The sequence below is a fragment of the Paenibacillus sp. AK121 genome, from assembly GCF_019042715.1.
Taxonomy (GTDB): Bacteria; Bacillota; Bacilli; order Paenibacillales; family Paenibacillaceae; genus Paenibacillus; species Paenibacillus polymyxa_C.
In genome coordinates this window covers 1-19,440 of sequence record NZ_JAHPJM010000030.1, presented here as the reverse complement: position 1 = coordinate 19,440, position 19,440 = coordinate 1, and the positions used below count along the sequence as shown (strand labels likewise).

Below are 19,440 nucleotides of genomic sequence, written 5' to 3'. Positions count from 1 at the left end.
CGAACACGACCGTTAAGCCCTCCAGCGCCGATGGTACTTGGACCGCAGGGTCCTGGGAGAGTAGGACGCCGCCAAGCAAGATAAAAAGGCACATCCCAGTAAGGGGTGTGCCTTTTTTTTTGGATCAAGCCGATCTTAGAAACGTGATTTCATTTACGTACTTTCTTTATGAAATATATAATAAGATATCCATGTGCTACTACTCCTGTGCTTTCTTAACCATTTACTTCTACTTTTCCAGTAAGTATAGAAGTGTAAAACAGCAATTACATGCGTGCTTTATAAGAAAAACGACCAAGGGAAGTACCTTTCTTGGTCGTTTTTCTATATTTGCTATTTCCTTGTGTTATCAACCATTCTCTGAAGCACACTCTCAAAGGTATGAAGATCGTCTTGAGAGATCCCAGCAATGGTGTCTTGCTTAAACTTCTCAGCAATCGGCAGAAGCTTAAGACAAACCTGCGTACCAAGATCGGATAATTGAATTTGTTTCATTCGTTTGTCTGTGTCATCAATACTTCGAAGTAAATACCCTTCGGCTTCTAGTTTTTGTAGCAGCCGCACTACACTTGGCTCCTTAATCGACAATTCTTCTGCAAGTTCTCGTTGAGTCATGGATTTATGCGTATAGATATAATACATCGCAATCCATTGACTCCTAGTAATGTTATAAGGCCGAAATTCTTTCTCCAAGGCTTCCGAAAAGATTTTTCCACTACGATTGGTAATAAAAGCAAGACAATTCTCTAAGTTAAACATGGCCACACCAACCCATTCAACTAAACTATATTTCTTATACATCAACTTAAGTATAACAGACCTTTGTACTTTTCATCATATCAGATACTTTCTTAACAGCTAAAATAAATTACTTAGCTAACTATTGATTTTCGAAACCAAGAGTGCTACAATTTCCCTGAATAAAGTTATTTTTTTCACAAAGTAAACGGGAGGTTATATTTATGTTAACTACATTTAAAGCTACTGCAAAAAAATTACCTGAAGGGTTGCAGGTGGAAGCTCAATCTAGAGGGTTTAAAATTGTGATGGATGAACCTGAAGATTTTGGTGGAACCGACAAAGCGATGAATCCGGTTGAAGCACTTCTGTGTGCGCTTGGTGCATGTCAGTCGATCGTTGTTGCTGCTTTTGCCGAAAGCTTTGGGTTTTCGTATGAAGAATTCCATATAGAGCTGGAAGGAGATTTGGACCCGGATGGGTTCATGGGGTTAGCGGATGTTCGTTGTGGCTTTCAGGAGATTCGTTTTGTCATGCACTTTAAAACGACAGAGAGCCAAGAAAAAGCAGAAGCTTTTGCAGCGTTTGTTGAAAAGACTTGTCCTGTGGGTGATTGTTTGGCTAATGGGGTTAAATTGGTACAAGCTGGCGTAGTCAGACATTAAATTATTCGCTAAAAGGGCTCAATAAATTCTCTTTTGGTTGTGAAGGAGTTTGAGAATTATGGAAGTTAAAATGTCAATGATCCCTGGAGGAAAAAAGGGGAAAGCCAGCAGAAATCACGTCCAGCTCGGACAAAACGTTTCCTTTGGGGATGTACTACTTGAGGTTGAGACAGGAAAAGGTGTTCGAGAAATTACAGCGACTGTCGAGGGAAGCATTAGTAAAATCCACTTTGAAGAAGGCGACGAAGTGTCCTCTAATCAGGTCTTGTTTACAATTGACGCTGCTGCCGAAGAGGGGACGTCTACAGTAACATCACAGGCTACTAAGATGGAACAACCTACACTGGATAAGAACGTGGACTTACTAATTATTGGAGCTGGACCAGGAGGGTATGTGGCAGCGATTTATGCCGCTAAAAAAGGAATAAAGGTGGCCTTGGTGGAAAAGGAGGAGTTGGGTGGCACCTGTCTTAATGTAGGGTGTATTCCATCTAAATCCCTGGTGAAGTCTTCTGAGATTTGTCACCACATCAAGGAATCGTCTTTGTTTGGTATTCATACGGGAACAGATCTTCAAGTCGATATGAAACAAGTCATTCGTCGTAAAGATGAAATCAAAGGAAAATTGATTTCGGGTATTGATTATTTAATGGAAAAAAATAATATTGAAATTATTCGCGGTCAAGCAGCCTTTTTATCTGCCACACAAGTAAGCGTCAAAGGACAACGACATTACCAGGTTACAGCAAACGATATCATTATTGCGACAGGTTCTAAAATTACCAAAGTGAATATTCCCGGCATCAATCTTCCTATTGTAATGAATAGTACCGATGCCCTTGCCTCTACTGAACTACCAAAAAGTATTACGATTATTGGCGGTGGTGTGATTGGTATGGAGTTTGCTTTCATCTATCGCAATTTCGGCGTAGAGGTTCACGTAGTAGAATTTATGGATCGTTTGTTGACCATGGTTGACAGTGACATTTCAGAAGAAATTAAACAATCGGCAGAGAATGCTGGGATTCATATCCATACCCAATCCAAGGTATCTAAGATCCAACAGGCGGACAATGGACAGGCTATTGTCACCTATGAAAACAAACAAGGTGAGCATTTGTTAGTTAGCGAGAAAGTGCTTGTTGCGATCGGACGTGAGCCCAATTTGGATGGACTGGATATTGAACAAGCGGGTATCCAGCGCAATGAGCGAGGGAAAGGCATTGCCGTTAACGAATATATGCGTACAAACGTCGAACATATCTATGCCATTGGTGATGTGACGGATATTATGCAGCTTGCCCATGTCGCCTCCCATCAGGGGATCACTGCTATTGATGCCATCATGGGTGGATCGGAAGGTATGCAATATGCCGCCATTCCAAATGTCATCTTTACTTCACCCGAAATCGCAAGTGTTGGTATATTAGAGGATCAATGCAAGCGAGAGGGAATGGATTTCAGTGTAAGCAAAGTTTCGTTCTCCAGCAATGGGAAAGCATTAACGATGAATGAATCGGAAGGCTTTATTAAATTGATAAAGGATAATGTGACACAAAAAATTGTGGGTGGATCGATCATTGGTCCAGATGCATCATCTTTAATCAGTAGCCTGACATTGGCGATTGCCAATGAGCTGACAGAGCAGCAAATCACGCAAACGGTTTTTGCTCATCCAACGACTGGAGAAGTGATTCACGAAGCTGCGTTTGGCCTTAGCATTGGAACGCTTCATCAAGCGTAACATTAAAAATAAAAGGAATGCTTCTAGTCTAAGTAAACGGACAAGGAAGCATTCCTTTTTGATACCGCCCAGGTTGACAAATAGTGCTGGATGCAAATAGAATAATTTATTATAATACTACTTATTAAAAGTTCTATAAAAAGTATCGTTAAGGAGCTAATTGATGACAGTAGAACCCTCTATGAATCCTAGGATAGTTCGTAATATTTTATTTTTGTTATTCGCTTTACCCGGTATAGCTTTTGCATCCTGGGTGTCCCGCACGCCTGTCATACGCGATATTTTGCATGTCTCGACTGCCGAAATGGGGATTATTATTTTTGGATTAGCCGCGGGTTCCTTATTGGGACTACTTAGTGCGGGCAATGTTATTTCTCGTATAGGTGGACGGTTGGTCATTCTGGGAAGTGCGCTTTTGATTGTGATTGGTTTTGTCATTGTAGGGTTGGGAACTGCATTTTCGCTCACGAGCATGGTGTTTGTTGGTTTGGTCATCTTTGGTGGTGGCTATGGTACAGCTGAAGTAGCTCTTAATGTCGAAGGTTCTGCGGTAGAAAATCAGTTGAATAAAATGCTTTTGCCCGCCTTTCACGGTTCGTTTAGTATGGGGACACTTGTAGGAGCTATCATCGGTTCTATAGCAGCGGCGTTACGAATACCTGTTGTGATTCATTTTGGAGCTATGGCTGCCATGATTGCCGCAGTAACTTTCTACTTGTATCGTTATTTGCCTCTTGATACAGGCAAAGAAAAGGAAGTTTCTACGCAAAAGGTTGGATCTAATATGAAGGTTCAGCTTGCTGTCTGGAAAGAAAGGCGAATCCTATTGATTGGGATCATCGTGCTCGGGACGGCGTTTGCAGAAGGGGCTGCGAATGACTGGCTGCTGTGGGTATTATTCTAGAGATCTGGGGACAGCATTATCTCTTAGCTGGATTGGGTATCTTGCTATGGGGGCTTGGAGCTTCACTTGGTTTTCCTGTAGGTTTGTCTGCTGCCGGAGATGATCCTCGTGGTGCGGCTGTCCGGGTAGGAGCCGTAGCCACAATAGGTTATATTGCCTTTTTAGTGGGACCTCCGGGATTAGGGCTTTTAGGTGAACATGTGGGTCTCCTGCATGCTTTAATTGTAGTGCTCATTGGCGTTATTGTTGCTGGTTTGATATCGGGTGCTGCCCGGCCCGTGGGGACGAAAGAAAAGAATGAGATTAAAATATAAAGGGGATTGTCGCATGTCTATGAAAACGGAAAAACAAAAGATGCTGGATGGGGAACTGTATGTAGCAGCTGATCCTCAATTAACGAGTGAAAGAGAGTATGCGAAAAGATGTGTACGTCTCTTTAATCAGACGACTGAGGCGGATAGTGAGTACCGTGAAAAGTTACTTAAGGAGCTTTTCGGTTCCACAGGTGAAAATATAAGCATGGAACCCAACATACGCTGTGACTACGGATACAACATCCATGTTGGGGAAAATTTCTATGCCAACTTTGACTGTACCATTTTGGATGTATGCGAGGTACGTATTGGGGATAATTGTTTTCTGGCTCCGGGAGTCCATATTTACACAGCGACTCACCCCATTGATCCATTTGAACGAATTGCTGGTCCAGAGTATGGAAAGCCTGTAACGATTGGCAATAATGTATGGATTGGCGGCAGGGCGGTTATTAATCCCGGTGTTACGATAGGTAATAACGTCGTAGTGGCATCAGGAGCAGTCGTAACCAAAGATGTTCCAGATCATATGATTGTAGCTGGGAATCCGGCACGAATAATCAAGCAAGTTGAAATCTCCTAAACAACAAACAGGTTAATCATTTATGATTTGTACCAAAGATCCTATTAAAAGAGCCTCTTATTTTAATAGGATCTTTTATATTTAAGGACTTTTACACTTCAAGAATTGAACTATTATACAGAGTAATAAATGATCATATTCATCCTTACCAGCGTTTCTCCTAAATTATAGTATATGTGCGGACGGTCTGCTTTAAAGCGTATCGAATCTCCGGCTTTCACCGTGTACGTTTCTTCGCTGACTTTTACCACCATTTCACCCTCAAATACGGTAATAAATTCTTCGGTACCCTCACGGTGAGGGGCGGAACTCAGTTCCCCGCCTGTTTCAATCTCTACGGTGTAGACCTCAAAATTTCTGTTTCCTTCATAGGGGAAAAACGGATACAAACGATAGTGATTGCTTTCTTCAAGCACTTGTATTTTGCTTTTAGGAACGACTATGGCATCGGCAGGCGGTTCGCTAATCAGGGCAGTGAATGATATTTTTAGGCCGTTTGCAATTTTCCATACCGTTGTAATCGAAGGATTCGATTCTCCGCGTTCAATCTGGCCGAGCATTGTTTTACTGATCCCCGTCAGGTCAGCTAATTTATCTAAACTCAATTTTCTTTCATTTCTTAGATGTTTTAGGTTTTTACTTAAAATCAAATTAATATTCTCCATCATTTTTTCGCTCCCTATTGTGCTATATAAAGAACATGATGTACAATCATGAAGTACAAATGTGCGTTTCAACGCACATTTTATTTAATTATAACACACTGGAGTTGATTGTTGCATGCCGTTTATTCCATTTTTATCTTATGTGCTTGTTACTAGCTTTACGCCAGGCCCCAACAATATTATGTCATTGGACAGTGCCAGGCGGTTAGGTTTAAAGAGAGCTTTTCCATTCTTACTGGGAGTAACAGCAGGCTGTTTCGCCATTATGCTGTTAGCCTGCTATTTTAATCTAGCTTTATATCATTTCTTGCCTCGAGTAAAAATCTGGATGAATGTTCTTGGTAGTCTGTACATGCTTTATCTGGCAGTAAAAATAGCAAAGAGCAAATCTACTTCGGAGGATAATGACCACAATGAAGGATATTCCTTCAAATCAGGACTGCTGCTGCAATTTATCAATTTAAAAATTATTTTGTATGGTATTACGGTCATTTCAACGTTTGTAATGCCGTATGATGTGTCGTATATGACAATGTTTACGATCTCGTTACTCCTGACCTGTATTGGTTTTGTAGCTGTAATGTGCTGGGCGATTTTCGGAGCCATGTTCCAGCGCTTCTTGAATAAGTATGAGCGCTCCTTCAATATCATTATGGCCTTATTGCTCCTTTATAGTGCACTATCCATATGGATTTAAATAAATACCGTATTCACGATTTAAAAGAGAGGTTCCTGACTTATAAGCAGGAGCCTTTTTCGTGTGAACAGAGACTTATTCAAAGATTCATGAAATATAATCCGGACAGAATGGATGAGTTTCCTGAGCATTTAGCCGTAAAACGGGTATTACCTTAATACATAAAGTATATTGACAACTTGTATATACATGATTTAATCTTGTATATACAAGAAGTTGAAAGCGTTATAATAAATTCTTTTACGCTACTTCATTTCGCAAGAAAGGAATGAGCATGAATGGAAGCAATGAACAAGGCTTTAATTCCTCAAGATAAGGACTGGTGGCGCAAATCGGTCGTCTATCAGGTTTATCCCAAAAGTTTTAACGATACGACGGGCAAAGGAACCGGTGATATAAGAGGACTGACACAAAAGCTTGATTATCTGCAAGGACTGGGTGTTGATATTATCTGGTTGCAGCCTGTATATGTCTCGCCACAACGTGATAACGGGTATGATGTAGCCGATTATTGCCGGATTAATCCTGACTATGGAACAATGCAGGATTTTGAAGAATTGAGCCGGGAAATTCGGGCGCGTGGGATGCACTTGATGATCGACATCGTGGTTAACCATTCTTCTACAGAGCATGTCTGGTTTCAGCAGGCGCGGCTTTCTAAGGATAGTGAGTACAGGGACTATTATATCTGGCGTGACCCAGCACCCGATGGAGGACCTCCGAACAACTGGATTTCCAAGTTTGGTGGACCAGCTTGGCAGTATGACGAGGCTACAAACCAATATTTCTTGACACTGTTTGATAAGACGCAGGCGGATTTAAACTGGGAAAATCCCAAAGTTCGTCAGGAAGTTGTTAATGTGCTGGAATTTTGGGCAGAGAAGGGAGTTAGTGGCTTCCGACTTGATGTCATTAATTTGATCTCCAAAGATCGGCAATTCTCGGACGACGATGGAAGCACGGCTCTTGGAGACGGGCGTAAGTATTATACGGACGGTCCGCATGTACATGAATACCTTCATGAATTACATGAGAAAGTATTCTCACTGTATAACAGTGTCACTGTAGGGGAGATGTCCTCCACCTCACTGGATCACTGTATCCGTTATTCCAATCCAGACAGAAAAGAATTATCCATGACCTTTAATTTTCATCATTTGAAGGTGGATTATCCCAATGGGCAAAAGTGGGAACTCATGCCTTATGATTTTGAAATGCTGAAAAAGCTATTCTCGGATTGGCAGATTGGCATGCAACAGGGTGGCGGCTGGAGTGCATTGTTTTTTAACAATCATGATCAGCCAAGAGCGATCTCTCGCTTTTTGGATGATGATGAATACCATGTGGAGAGCGCCAAGCTACTGGCAACCACGCTACATGGACTTCAAGGAACACCTTATATATTTCAAGGTGAAGAGATCGGAATGCCCAATCCGCAGTGGTCAGATATTGAAGAATTCCGTGATGTTGAATCGCTGAATATGTATCGTATTTTGCAGGAGCAAGGTAAAAGTGCAGAGGAAGCATTGGATATCATTCGAGAGCGGTCTCGTGATAATTCGAGGACACCGATGCAGTGGGATAACACTCGCAATGCGGGCTTCACTACAGGCACGCCTTGGATTAAGGTAGATGAACGATATCCACAGATCAACGTTCAGTCTCAGTTAGAGGACCCGAACTCGATCTACAGCCATTACCGTAAGCTGATTCGTCTGCGTAAGACGGTACAGGTCATCACCGATGGGGATTATCAACGTTTGGACGAAGCTCATCCTCAGGTCTACGCATATCAACGCAGCAATGAACAGGAGACTTTGGTCGTCATCTCTAATTTTAGTGGGCGGGATGTACAATTCCGTATACCGGATTCATTTTATTTATCATTAGATAATCAAGCAGTAGCAGCGGCTGAGCTTTTAATCGGTAATACCCAGTATGCTCCGCAGCTAAATCAGGTGGTCTCTTTGACTCCGTATGCTTCCTATATGTGGATTGTTCGTTAACCTTAGTGAATAGTATGGAAATATCCAGTAGCACCCCGGTAGTACATTTATTTTTAAACCGGGGTGCTGCTTTAAAAATGAGCAAACGTCGAGGGAGTGGACTAGATGGCGATTGAAAGAGCACAGGTGGAAGACATTATAAAAGCCGTTGGTGGTAAAGACAACATAGAGGCCTCTACGCATTGCGTAACTCGTCTGCGATTTGCCCTGTATGATGATAAGTTGGTCGATAAAGATGCACTCGAACAAAATGATCTGGTCAAAGGCCAATTTTCTTCACAAGGACAGTATCAGGTCGTGATTGGCCCAGGTCTGGTGGATAAGGTATATGACGAAATGATCTCCATTACAGGAGGCAGTCGGGCTTCTAAGGACGATGTTAAGAACGCCGCTAGTAAAAAACAAAACCCGATTCAGCGTGCCATCAAGACGCTGGCAGATATCTTTATTCCTATTTTGCCCGCAATTGTGACTGCAGGCTTATTGCTTGGGATCAATAATATTTTGACTGGAAAGGGAATCTTTTTCGAAGGAATGGCTCTGGTACAGGTCTATCCTCAATGGACTGACTTTGCGTCTATTATTAACACCATTGCCAGTACCGCTTTTACATTCCTACCTGCCTTGATTGGATGGTCGGCCGTTGTTAGGTTTGGCGGTAGTCCTTTACTTGGGATTGTACTCGGTTTGATTCTAGTTCATCCGGATCTGCTAAGTGCATACAGCTATGCGGATGCCGTTACCAAAGGAACTGTTCCAGTTTGGGATTTATTTGGTTGGGAAGTGAACAAGATTGGTTATCAGGGACAGGTTTTACCCGTTTTGGTATCCGCTTACGTGCTCGCACAAATTGAGAAATTCCTAAATAAAAAGATAGCGGATTCATTTAAGCTGTTGCTCGTAGCACCGATTACATTATTAATCACGGGATTTCTTGCCTTTACAGTGATCGGTCCGGTTACTTTTATGATTGGTAATGCGATTACGACTGGTCTTGTATACGTTTTCGATTTGGCTCCTGCGCTGGGTGGCCTGATTTATGGAGGTTTTTACGCCTTGCTCGTGATCACGGGAATGCATCATACTTTCCTGGCGGTGGATGTGCAATTAATTGGTACACAGGGTGGAACGTTCCTATGGCCGATGCTGGCCCTGTCCAATATCGCTCAGGGGGCAGGGGCACTGGCAATGATGTTGGTATTGAAGGAGCAAAAAGGAAAAGGATTGGCTCTTACCTCTTCCGTGTCTGCTTTTCTGGGTGTAACCGAGCCTGCCATATTCGGGGTGAATATTCGGTATAAATATCCGTTCGTATTCGGAATGATCGGTTCCGGTATCGCAGGTATACTGCTCACCGTAAATCATGTGTTGGCTTCTTCCATTGGTGTGGGAGGGATTCCAGGCTTCCTGTCTATTTTCCCAAACAACTGGGGGGTATTCTTCGTTGGGATGGCGATCGTATTGATTGTACCGTTTGCTTTAACCTTTATGTATGGGAAGCTGCTCAATAAGCGTCGTCAGACTCCAGCTACACCAGCTAATGACTCCATACGGAAAAATTCGGACCAACAAAATTCTGCACTGGATGTGCTTGAAGTAAAGACTCCGGTACTAGGACATGTTGTGCCATTAGAACAGGTTCCTGATCCGGCTTTTGCCGAACGGCAGATGGGGCAAGGAATTGCAGTGGAACCGAAGGATGGTCGGATTCTTGCCCCTTTCAGTGGAAAAGTCATTCACATCATGGTGAAAAGCAAGCATGCCTTGATTTTGGAGCATCCAACAGGTGTGCAGATTCTGGTGCATGTAGGAATCAACACGGTGTCATTAAAGGGAGAAGGATTCACCATGCATGTGGAGACAGGTCAAAACGTGGAGCAGGGACAGCTACTGATGGAATTTGACCGTGAGCTGATTCAGAAATCAGGGTATCCTATGATTACACCGGTCATTGTTCCCGAAAGGCAGAGTATGATTGAATCGATTGAGGAATTGCCAGGTGAGGCGAACGATTTGCAATATGTCTTAATGAGAATTCATTTGAATTCTTCATCAGACAAAACGAATTAAGTCAGATTCATCCCTGCTAGCCTAATTTAGTAACTTGGTCAGTGAAAGAATGCTACAATAAACGTGGTGATGAAAATTGACTAAGAATATATTTTTGCAAATTTATCAAGAGTACTCGGGGCGAATCCAGACAGGCGAATTGGCTCCTGGTTCGAAAATGCCCTCTGAAAATGAATTGGCCCGGGAGTATAACACTTCTCGTGAGACTGTGCGTAAGGCACTTCACTTGCTTGCACAAAATGGGTATATCCATAAAATAAAGGCTAAAGGATCTTTTGTTCTGGATATCGGACGGATGGATTTTCCTATAGGGGGATTGGTCAGTTTCAAAGAAATGTCTGAGCGGATTGGGCGTAAATCACAAACGATTGTTCATAAAAATCAGTTGATTCCCATTCCAGATGACATAGCTACTCATCTTGAGATTGACAAAGATAAGTATTTGGTTTGGGAAGTCATTCGTGCGCGTGAAATTGAAGGTGAATGTGTCATACTGGATAAAGACTATTTTCGATCAGACATTGTCCCTGTGCTTACCGAGGAAATTAGTCGTGAATCTATCTACGAATATCTGGAGGGGGAACTCCATCTTCCAATCAGTTATGCTAAAAAAGTCGTTTCTGTAGAAGATGCAGATGAAGAAGACCGTAAGCTGATGGACCTCCAGAACTATACTCATGTGGTTGTAGTACGTAACTATGTTTATCTGGAAGATACCACATTGTTCCAGTATACCGAATCAAGGCATCGACTGGACAAATTCCAATTCGTCGATTTTGCCAGACGTTCCCACGGTGAAGAGAGATTTAAGCTGACCCATTAGAATTGATCTAAGGACGAGAGATTAAATCGGAATAGTTCACTGTGGTGGAAACCCCCTCTTCTAAGAAGAGGGGGTTTTTGTTAACTCCAAGGTAAATTGTTGAGTGGATTTCGACTATTCGGCAGAGGAACCTAAATCCGTAATGGTTAGCTTAATATCGAAGGTTACGGGGATTTTACTGAACTTATAATCCCAATCATCTTTTACTTTTTTCCACACCTGTGGTTTATCAATTTTCAGGTGATCACCAAAGCCGGCAACATCGACTTTATATTCGGATTGTAATTTGCGCATAAGAGACTTAATCCTTCTAGTCACTTGTTTTTCAAACTCTTGCTCAGCTTCTTTCATGTTCCGCGTCTCAGTCGGATCTACCTTCTCATCCCAGTTTTCGATTAAACGCCCTTTGGATTCAATTTTTACGTGAAAGGAGATGTCGTCGTCCTTGCCCACTTTAGTTGTTATTTTGCTTTTTACCGATTTGATTTCATAAGTTATGGCTTCATTCCGCTTGTCATACGTTTTGACAGCTCCGCCCTCAACATCACCTGTAATCCATCCAATACTCTCCACGTCTTGTTGTCCCAAAGCACCAATCCAGTGACCGGTTTCCCCTTTAATAATGCCGGCACCTGAAAATTCTAATTCTCCCTTAGATTCAGTAATGTTTTGCAGTATATAGCTTTTTTTGGAGTGCATTAACCCATCTAATTCAGACAAATTGACTCCCCTCATTACCTTGCTGGTTCTAAAATGGTTACGAAGCATATTCAGAATATGAATAGACGGAATTTCGCCTGTATATTTGGTAACTAAGGTGTTGGCTGCTCGATCCTTACTTAAGAAAACCATACAACTTGGACGAATATCATTATCACGTAGCACAAAATCCATCAATTGTTGCATCGTTTGTAGTTTTGCCAGTTCGGTGGAAACCACGATGACTTTTAGGTGGTGACCAATAACGGGGCGATCCAAACGGAGAGAGAGCTGTCGGAAGATTTCAAGTATAGAATCACCGGTGCCAGCTATATTTACATAGTTTAGCTCTTGTCCACCGTCGCCGCCTTGTTGGTTTGTGCTTCCGGATGATTTTTTGGGGACGATTTGTACGCTGGTCGTAATTGTATTTTTCTTGAAGTAACGGCTGCCTTTCTTCTCCAGATCCTGTTCCAATGGACTGAGCTCTCCCTTATCGAGAGCCAATCCTGTATATATGCTAAGCTCCTCTACTTCCTTGCTGCTCCAGCAGCCGACCTGAGTCATCAGCAGAATGAAAGCAAGCAGCAAGGATAGGAAAGATTGTCTACACATTTTGCTTCATTCCCTTCTTCCTGATCATAAAAACGATGGAGAGAAGTACCGGGATCAGAAAAAATAATACGATTCCCATGTATCCGATCTCATCGCCAAGGCGAAACACTTCAGTCATACGAACAGGAGTCATCGTGGAAATAAAGATAAACGGGATTAAGCCGAAAATCGCATAACGATATTTAAGACCAAATACCTGTGAGACACCTAAGGAAGCATTGAAGAAAAAACTACAGAAATTACAAAACATTTGCATCACCCAGATCACCAGCAGTGGAAACTCCAGACGTTCAAAAAGAAATCCGGGGATCTCAAAACTGCGCATCAAATTAATGGTAGGCCAAGTACTTGTTACAGTAGAATCTACCGATAGCCCGCCGATCACCATAACTACGGTCAAAAAATACAAAACTAATGGGATACTGATGCCCACTGCCATGGCCTTAAATGCTTTTTCGGGGTGCTGCAAAAAAGCGACTAGTGTCATGACGACTTCACATCCAGAGAAGACAAGAATAGTCGATTTTAGCCCTTTGATGACGGGTAATATCCCGTCACTCAATACAGGACGAAGATGATCAATTTCAAATATTCTTAAGCTAAAGAGAAAACAGAAAAGCAGAAAGAAGAGACTGATTGGAAGTACAATTTGGTACAGCCGCGCGATGGAATTAATGCCTCCAAACACCAAATAACTACCAACCCAAATGAATGGAATCACAATCGCCCAGATGGGTGTGCCTTCAAGTAGAAAAAACATGGTTACTTCGGCTAACACACGGATCTCAAAGCCGGCTATGATTATAAAGTATATAATTAATAGCACGCTTAAGAATCCTCCCGGAACAGTGCCTATAATTCTTTTGGAGTATTGATACATGGTGTTTCTAGGAAACTGTTGACTTAATTTCACCATGATCCAGACGACGAATATGACAATAGCTCCACCGATGAGGACAGAAAGCCATGCATCAGGAGTTTGTACTTGTTCAGTTACACCTCTCGGCAGTGTCAAGATCCCTGCGCCTAATACGGTATTGGTCAGGAATACAGCCCCTTGCTTAGTTGTGATCTTATCATCAGAGCGTCTAAACACAGTAGCTCCTCCTTCGTTTTGGGCATCATGATCTGCGTTTGCGTTGCTGCGTTTTCATCATGACAGGTCTTCGTTTCATCAGAGACATAGGAGCCCGGATGTACAGATCCTTCCAATCGCTTAGGCGCATAGGGGAAAAGGGAGTTACATATGGTACACCAAAGCTTTTCAACTTCGTCAGATGGATACAAATTAACAGAAAGAACAATATGGTTCCAAACATGCCCAGCATTGCTGCAAAGAACATTCCGACAAAACGCAAAAGGCGCAGGGTAATGCCCGCACTATATGTTGGTATCGAAAACGATGAAATGGCAGTAACTGCAACTACAATCACAAGGAAGGGACTAACGATGCCCGCATTGACAGCAGCATCACCGATGACCAAGCCTCCCACAATGCCCATCGCAGGGCCAATGGGTTTGGGCAGGCGGATGCCAGCCTCTCGTAGAATTTCGATAGAGATTTCCAAAATCATGACTTCTATAACGGATGGGAAAGGGACGCCTTGACGGGTTCCGATAATGCTAATGACCAGCTTGGTTGGAATTAAACCGGGATGAAACGATATAAAAGAAATGTACAGAGCAGGCCCCATAAGCGCTATAAAAGCCCCGCTAAACCGTAGCAGACGTAATAGTGTCCCCGGAATCCATCGCTCATAATAGTCCTCGGGAGATTGAAGCAGCATACTGAAGGTCACCGGGACAATAAGTGCAAAAGGAGTACCATCCAGTAAGATCGCTATTCTTCCCTCCAACAAAGCATTAATAACACGGTCAGGACGCTCTGTATTATGAGCCTGTTGGAATGGACTTAAATAATTGTCTTCGATGAGTTGTTCCACATACCCGGATTCAGGTAAAAAATCCATGTCTATTTTTGATATTCTGCGGCTTACTTCTTCAAGAAGGTCTGGATTCACAATATCCTTTATATACGCGATAACGAGATCCTTTTTGATTCTGCTGCCCACTTGGAATTTCTTCAATTCCAAACTTTTATTTAAACCCTGGCGCCGAAGCATCGAAGTGTTTTCACTCAATACTTCCGTAAAACCGATTCTGGGACCCCGAAGCAATGCTTCAGAGGTTGGTTCATTGACGGAGCGAATAGCGCCATTAGGAGGGCCCACCAGTAGCGCTTCCTTCATTCCTTCAATTAATAGGGCTGTATGACCTAAAAGGATGAACTCGTACAGTTCCTCCATACGGGTAACTTCACTAATTTGCGTAAGTGGCATCAGGCTTTCTTTTATAAAAGAGTTACTTATACCTTCCGGTTGTTCCTGCTGATCCTGACCCTGCTGCTGGCCTTCAAACATCAAGACCTCCAATACCTGCTTGCTCATAAGTTTTTCATCCTGCATACCTTCTATGAAGACTAACACGGACCGAGCATGAAATTTCTTCATCACAAACTCACGAAAATGCACATCACTATTTTCGCCAATAGCTTCACGAATTGCCTGTAAGTCGGAATCATAATTTCCTGTAATTTTAGAGCTCGGTTCATGCTGCTGATTCATGTGCCCTTCGTTATGTTTATTAGAGAGCGGATGACTGGAAGAGTGTTTGGATTTGGCTCCCTTACTGCCGACAAACGAATAAATCGAGGTGTTTATATAATAAATTCCTAAAGGAATAATCAACGCAAGGCCAGCTTGAAAGAGTGTACTCCAGCTAGGAAGATAAGAAATGATTTTAGACCACATGCTGATTACCTCCAAACAATTCAATTCGTTTTCCCATAAGATACAAGTTGTTCATAAAGTATTCCTTATAACGGTTGTATTTACGCATGAATTGGAAAGATTCTTTCGATGACACTGCTATGATTTCCGGTCCTTACCTTAATCCCTTGAAATAGAATAGGGAAATCCCTAAATATTCATAATTTTAACTACATTGTGATCGAAATCACATATAGACCTATCTACTGTATTAGAATAGAAGCATAAACAATATTCATTAGAAACGTAGAGATGTCGTCGGATAGGAAGTAGCGTCGAATGAATGGAGGAACCGGTATATGATAAACAGTAAAAAGAAGCTTGTGGTTATAGGGAACGGGATGGCTGGTATCAATACGGTCGAACAAATTTTAAAATTAACAGATAAATATGAAATTACAGTCCTGGGAAGTGAGCCGCATCCGAACTATAACAGGATCATGCTCTCTTATGTGTTGGAAGGTAGTAAAACAATAGATGATATCATACTGAACGATTTGCAATGGTATGCGGATCAAGGGATTACTTTATATACAGGAAAAATGGTTAAAAGCATCGACGGTAGGCACAAGAAGATTCACACCGAAGACGGACTGGAAATTGATTACGATGTGGCTTTGGTGGCTACTGGTTCACAATCGTTTATTCTGCCTATTCCGGGCAAAGAGTTACCAGGCGTCATTGGTTTCCGGGATATCGCCGATTGCTCGGCCATGCTGGAGGCGGCGAAGACCTATAAGAAGGCAGCTGTCATTGGCGGCGGTCTGTTGGGGCTGGAGGCAGCTAAAGGCTTGGTCAACCTCGGGATGGATGTTACAGTCGTTCATCTAATGGAAGATTTGATGGAACGTCAGTTAGACCGGGAAGCCTCTGCGATGTTGAAAGCAGAACTGGAACGTCAGGGAATCAAGTTTGCTATGCAAATGCAAACTGCGGAAGTGTACGGTCAAGATCGGGTACAAGGACTGCGCTTCTCGGATGGAAGCGAGCTGGAAGCAGATTTGGTTGTAATGGCCGTCGGGATTAAACCTAATATCCAGGTAGCTAAAGAAAGTGGTATGGAAACGAACCGCGGGATTGTGGTCGATGATTTCATGAGAACCTCCATGCCGGATGTATACGCTGTAGGGGAATGTGTTGAGCACCGTGGAATCTGCTACGGTCTGGTAGCTCCGCTGTTTGAACAGGGAAGTGTGATTGCCAAGCATTTGGCAGGCGTGGATACTGAAGGCTATGCAGGATCGGTAGTTTCCACCAAGCTTAAAATTTCAGGGGTAGATGTTTTCTCAGCTGGCGAATTCATAACCCAACCTGAACATACGGCGATTGTAGCGAAGGATGAGTGGAAGCGAACATACAAAAAGGTACTGCTTCGTGATAATAAAATTGTTGGTACTGTACTGTTTGGCGATGTGAGTGAATCTGCTAGTCTGCAAAAATATGTGCGTCAGCAAACGGAAATGACAGATGAGATCTATGGACAGATCATGGGTACTGGATGCGGCAATCACGGGGCGAAAACGTCATCCGTTGAAACGATGGCGGACGATGAAATTGTCTGCGGTTGTAACGGTGTGACTAAAAAGGCAATTGTGGAAGCAATCAATGAAAATGGACTAACCACCGTTGATGAAATTAAGGCATGTACCGGAGCTACGCGTTCTTGCGGAGGATGTAAGCCCGTTGTTGAGCAAATTTTGCAATATGTTCTTGGAGACAGCTTCAAAACATCAGCCAAGCAGGGAATATGTGGTTGCACAACCTTGAGCCGGGACGAGATTGTTGAAGCGATCAAAACCAAAGGGCTGACAACTACGCGTGAAGTGATGAATGTACTCGGCTGGCATAATGATGAAGGATGCTCCAAATGCCGTCCGGCGCTGAATTATTACTTGGGTATGATTAACCCTGATACCTATGAAAATGAGGGAGATTCCCGGTTTGTAAATGAGCGATTGCACGCGAACATTCAAAAGGATGGAACGTTTACAGTGGTGCCGAGAATGTACGGCGGTGTAACGACTCCAGAAGATTTGAAGAAGATAGCTGATGTATCGCTTAAATATAACGTTAAGGTCGTTAAAGTAACCGGGGGACAACGGCTGGATTTGATTGGTGTACGTAAAGAGGATCTGCCTAAAGTGTGGGAAGAACTTGATATGCCTTCGGGATATGCGTACGCGAAGTCACTTCGTACGGTTAAAACCTGTGTTGGCTCGCAATTTTGTCGTTTTGGTACACAGGACTCGATGGGAATGGGAGAAGTACTGGAACGGAAATTCGAACGATTGGATTTCCCGGCAAAATTCAAATTAGCGGTTAATGGATGTCCACGCAACTGTGCGGAATCATGTACGAAGGATATCGGAATCGTAGGCAATGATGGGGGCTGGGAGATCTTTGTCGGTGGAAACGGCGGTATTAAAGCACGGTTGGCTGATTCACTCTGTAAAGTAAAAACCGACGCTGAACTGATTGATATTGTAGGAGCCGTGATGCAATTCTACCGGGAAACAGGGCAATACCTGGAACGTACTTCCGAGTGGGTGGAACGGATCGGTCTGGAAGAGATTCAGAAGGCTGTCGTTAACGATACAGCTAATCGACAAGCTTTAGTAGAACGCGTTGAATTTGCATTACAACAGGTCGAAGACCCATGGAAAAAAATCATCCATGATAAGGATACACGCAAGAATCTATTTGAGGCTGTCACTCCGTCTATTGTGTAAAATTGCATCTAAAAATGCCTGAGGAAGGAAGCGAGCAAGCAAATGATCAAGAATGCCGAATGGCTTGTTGTCGGTCATAGCAAGGATTTTCCGATCAGAATAGGACGCACTATCCACGTCAAAGGTGCTGAAATTGCTGTTTTCCGCACTTCGGAGAATAAGCTGTATGCTGTTGAAAATAGTAATCCTCACCCTAAAGGGGGTCCTCTTACAGAGGCAATAGTATCTGGTCATTATATTTATGATCCTTTGTATGACTGGAAAATTGATTTGCAAACAGGCCTCGTTCAAGAGCCTGACCACGGACAAATTAAAACGTTCGCCGTCTGTGAAGAGGGAGAAGTAGTGAAAATATCGCTTGAAACGGTTTAATTCATGTGAGGGAAAGTATAAAAAGGGCTCGACAGGAACAATCCTGCAGGGCCCTTTTTGTTTTTGATCAGGTAATAGTGACACCTGCACTTGCGTAACCCACCACGGTGTTGACGAGGGAAACGCCTGTCGCAGTGGCAGAGAAAACCATAAGCAGACGGGTTTGCGCGGTTACGGGTATAGCCAATCCAGTAGCAATACCACTAGAAGTCGTTCCTAAAGCAACGATGTCAGTTAGTGGGGGAGTCAATGTAACGGTAGCTCCGGGAACGGCTATAAAGGTGTTATTAGGTGTCGGGGAACTAAACAACTGGGCAGTAATGCTAACGGATGATCCTAAGAGAGTTAGAGCAGCAGTTGTACTGAAATATCCGGTAATGGATGTGATTACACCCCCCCGTGGAACGGAAAAAGCAAAATTAATGAGTGGTCCTACAAGCGTACCTGTGAGGTCTATAACCCCATTTACAAGGCCAATACCTGTAGCTGAGCTTCCGAAACCAATCAAACTTGTGGTTCCTACCAATCCGCCAAGAACGGTTGTCAGTATAGCAGGACCACCGGAGGCAAATGGGATAATTGCCCCTGAACCGGTGGCTCCAGTAACCCCAGTGGCTCCAGTAGCTCCGCCGACACCTGTAGCGCCCGTGGCTCCAGCGGGCCCGACCGCACCAACCGCGCCCGGCAGTCCATCAGCGCCGGTCGGTCCAGTGGCTCCAGCGGGCCCGGCCGCGCCAACTGCGCCCGGCAGTCCATCAGCGCCAGTCGGTCCAGTGGCTCCAGCGGGCCCGACCGCACCAACCGCGCCCGGCAGTCCATCAGCGCCGGTCGGTCCAGTGGCTCCAGCGGGCCCGGCCGCGCCAACTGCGCCCGGCAGTCCATCAGCGCCGGTCGGTCCAGTGGCTCCAGCAGGCCCGGCCGCGCCAACCGCGCCCGGCAGTCCATCGGCGCCAGTCGGTCCAGTGGCTCCAGCGGGCCCGACCGCACC

15 protein-coding genes, 1 rRNA gene and 1 pseudogene are annotated in these 19,440 nt (G+C 43.6%); 11 read left to right on the top strand and 6 right to left on the bottom strand.

The window, feature by feature from the left end:
- A 5S ribosomal RNA gene (rrf, locus tag KSP24_RS25760) occupies positions 1-77 on the top strand; the annotation flags it as partial.
- Positions 78-333: 256 nt separating this feature from the next.
- Here the strand turns inward: rrf and KSP24_RS24795 are convergent.
- On the bottom strand, positions 334-759 hold the full coding sequence (locus KSP24_RS24795; protein ID WP_025675712.1) for a MarR family winged helix-turn-helix transcriptional regulator: 426 nt from the start codon (positions 757-759) through the stop codon (positions 334-336).
- A gap of 203 nt (positions 760-962) precedes the next feature.
- On the opposite strand from KSP24_RS24795, the gene KSP24_RS24790 reads away from it, so the two are divergent.
- From KSP24_RS24790 to KSP24_RS24775, 4 genes and pseudogenes are all read left to right on the top strand, one after another.
- The gene (locus KSP24_RS24790) at positions 963-1,403 is read left to right on the top strand and encodes an OsmC family protein (protein WP_090737030.1); all 441 of its coding nucleotides are present in this window, start codon (positions 963-965) and stop codon (positions 1,401-1,403) included.
- 58 nt (positions 1,404-1,461) lie between these two features.
- A complete protein-coding gene (lpdA, locus tag KSP24_RS24785) occupies positions 1,462-3,147 on the top strand; it encodes a dihydrolipoyl dehydrogenase (RefSeq protein WP_216977104.1) in 1,686 nt (561 codons plus the stop codon).
- Positions 3,148-3,328: 181 nt separating this feature from the next.
- Positions 3,329-4,365: pseudogene (locus KSP24_RS24780) on the top strand (MFS transporter).
- Between the two features lie 13 nt (positions 4,366-4,378).
- Entirely contained in the window at positions 4,379-4,948 is a 570-nt protein-coding gene (locus KSP24_RS24775; protein WP_302054386.1) for a sugar O-acetyltransferase, read from the top strand.
- 113 nt (positions 4,949-5,061) lie between these two features.
- Here KSP24_RS24775 and KSP24_RS24770 read toward each other — a convergent pair whose 3' ends face one another.
- Positions 5,062-5,616, bottom strand: coding sequence for a helix-turn-helix domain-containing protein (locus KSP24_RS24770; protein WP_137077803.1), 555 nt, complete (start codon positions 5,614-5,616; stop codon positions 5,062-5,064).
- 112 nt (positions 5,617-5,728) lie between these two features.
- Here KSP24_RS24770 and KSP24_RS24765 point away from each other — a divergent pair, with 112 nt between their 5' ends.
- The 4 genes from KSP24_RS24765 (at position 5,729) to treR (ending at position 11,209) form a co-directional block, all read left to right on the top strand.
- The gene (locus KSP24_RS24765; RefSeq protein WP_013369294.1) at positions 5,729-6,310 is read left to right on the top strand and encodes a LysE family transporter; all 582 of its coding nucleotides are present in this window, start codon (positions 5,729-5,731) and stop codon (positions 6,308-6,310) included.
- Positions 6,311-6,588: 278 nt separating this feature from the next.
- Positions 6,589-8,316 (top strand): alpha,alpha-phosphotrehalase, encoded by a 1,728-nt coding sequence (treC, locus tag KSP24_RS24760; protein ID WP_216977102.1) that lies wholly within the window; start codon positions 6,589-6,591, stop codon positions 8,314-8,316.
- A gap of 105 nt (positions 8,317-8,421) precedes the next feature.
- Positions 8,422-10,386: a PTS system trehalose-specific EIIBC component gene (treP, locus tag KSP24_RS24755; protein WP_216977100.1), complete on the top strand. Its 1,965-nt coding sequence runs from the start codon at positions 8,422-8,424 to the stop codon at positions 10,384-10,386.
- 76 nt (positions 10,387-10,462) lie between these two features.
- Entirely contained in the window at positions 10,463-11,209 is a 747-nt protein-coding gene (gene treR, locus KSP24_RS24750; protein ID WP_216977098.1) for a trehalose operon repressor, read from the top strand.
- Between the two features lie 114 nt (positions 11,210-11,323).
- On the opposite strand, the gene KSP24_RS24745 is transcribed toward treR, so the two are convergent.
- Genes KSP24_RS24745 through KSP24_RS24735 form a run of 3 tightly spaced genes read right to left on the bottom strand, consistent with a single transcriptional unit; the run spans position 11,324 to position 15,333 of the window.
- A complete protein-coding gene (locus tag KSP24_RS24745) occupies positions 11,324-12,523 on the bottom strand; it encodes a Ger(x)C family spore germination protein (RefSeq protein ID WP_216977096.1) in 1,200 nt (399 codons plus the stop codon).
- Entirely contained in the window at positions 12,516-13,619 is a 1,104-nt protein-coding gene (locus KSP24_RS24740) for a GerAB/ArcD/ProY family transporter (protein ID WP_216977094.1), read from the bottom strand. The genes KSP24_RS24745 and KSP24_RS24740 overlap by 8 nt, the downstream gene beginning before the upstream one ends.
- A 25-nt stretch (positions 13,620-13,644) precedes the next feature.
- Positions 13,645-15,333 carry a spore germination protein gene (locus KSP24_RS24735; RefSeq protein ID WP_216977092.1) on the bottom strand — a complete coding sequence of 563 codons (1,689 nt, stop codon included), beginning with the start codon at positions 15,331-15,333 and terminating at the stop codon, positions 13,645-13,647.
- 317 nt (positions 15,334-15,650) lie between these two features.
- Here KSP24_RS24735 and nirB point away from each other — a divergent pair, with 317 nt between their 5' ends.
- Both nirB and nirD read left to right on the top strand, forming a co-directional pair.
- Positions 15,651-18,080: a nitrite reductase large subunit NirB gene (gene nirB / locus KSP24_RS24730; RefSeq protein WP_216977090.1), complete on the top strand. Its 2,430-nt coding sequence runs from the start codon at positions 15,651-15,653 to the stop codon at positions 18,078-18,080.
- A gap of 42 nt (positions 18,081-18,122) precedes the next feature.
- Entirely contained in the window at positions 18,123-18,452 is a 330-nt protein-coding gene (nirD, locus tag KSP24_RS24725; protein WP_013369303.1) for a nitrite reductase small subunit NirD, read from the top strand.
- 67 nt (positions 18,453-18,519) lie between these two features.
- Here the strand turns inward: nirD and KSP24_RS24720 are convergent.
- Positions 18,520-19,440 (bottom strand): exosporium glycoprotein BclB-related protein (locus tag KSP24_RS24720; RefSeq protein ID WP_302054385.1); only part of this gene is annotated, 921 nt, incomplete at its 5' end.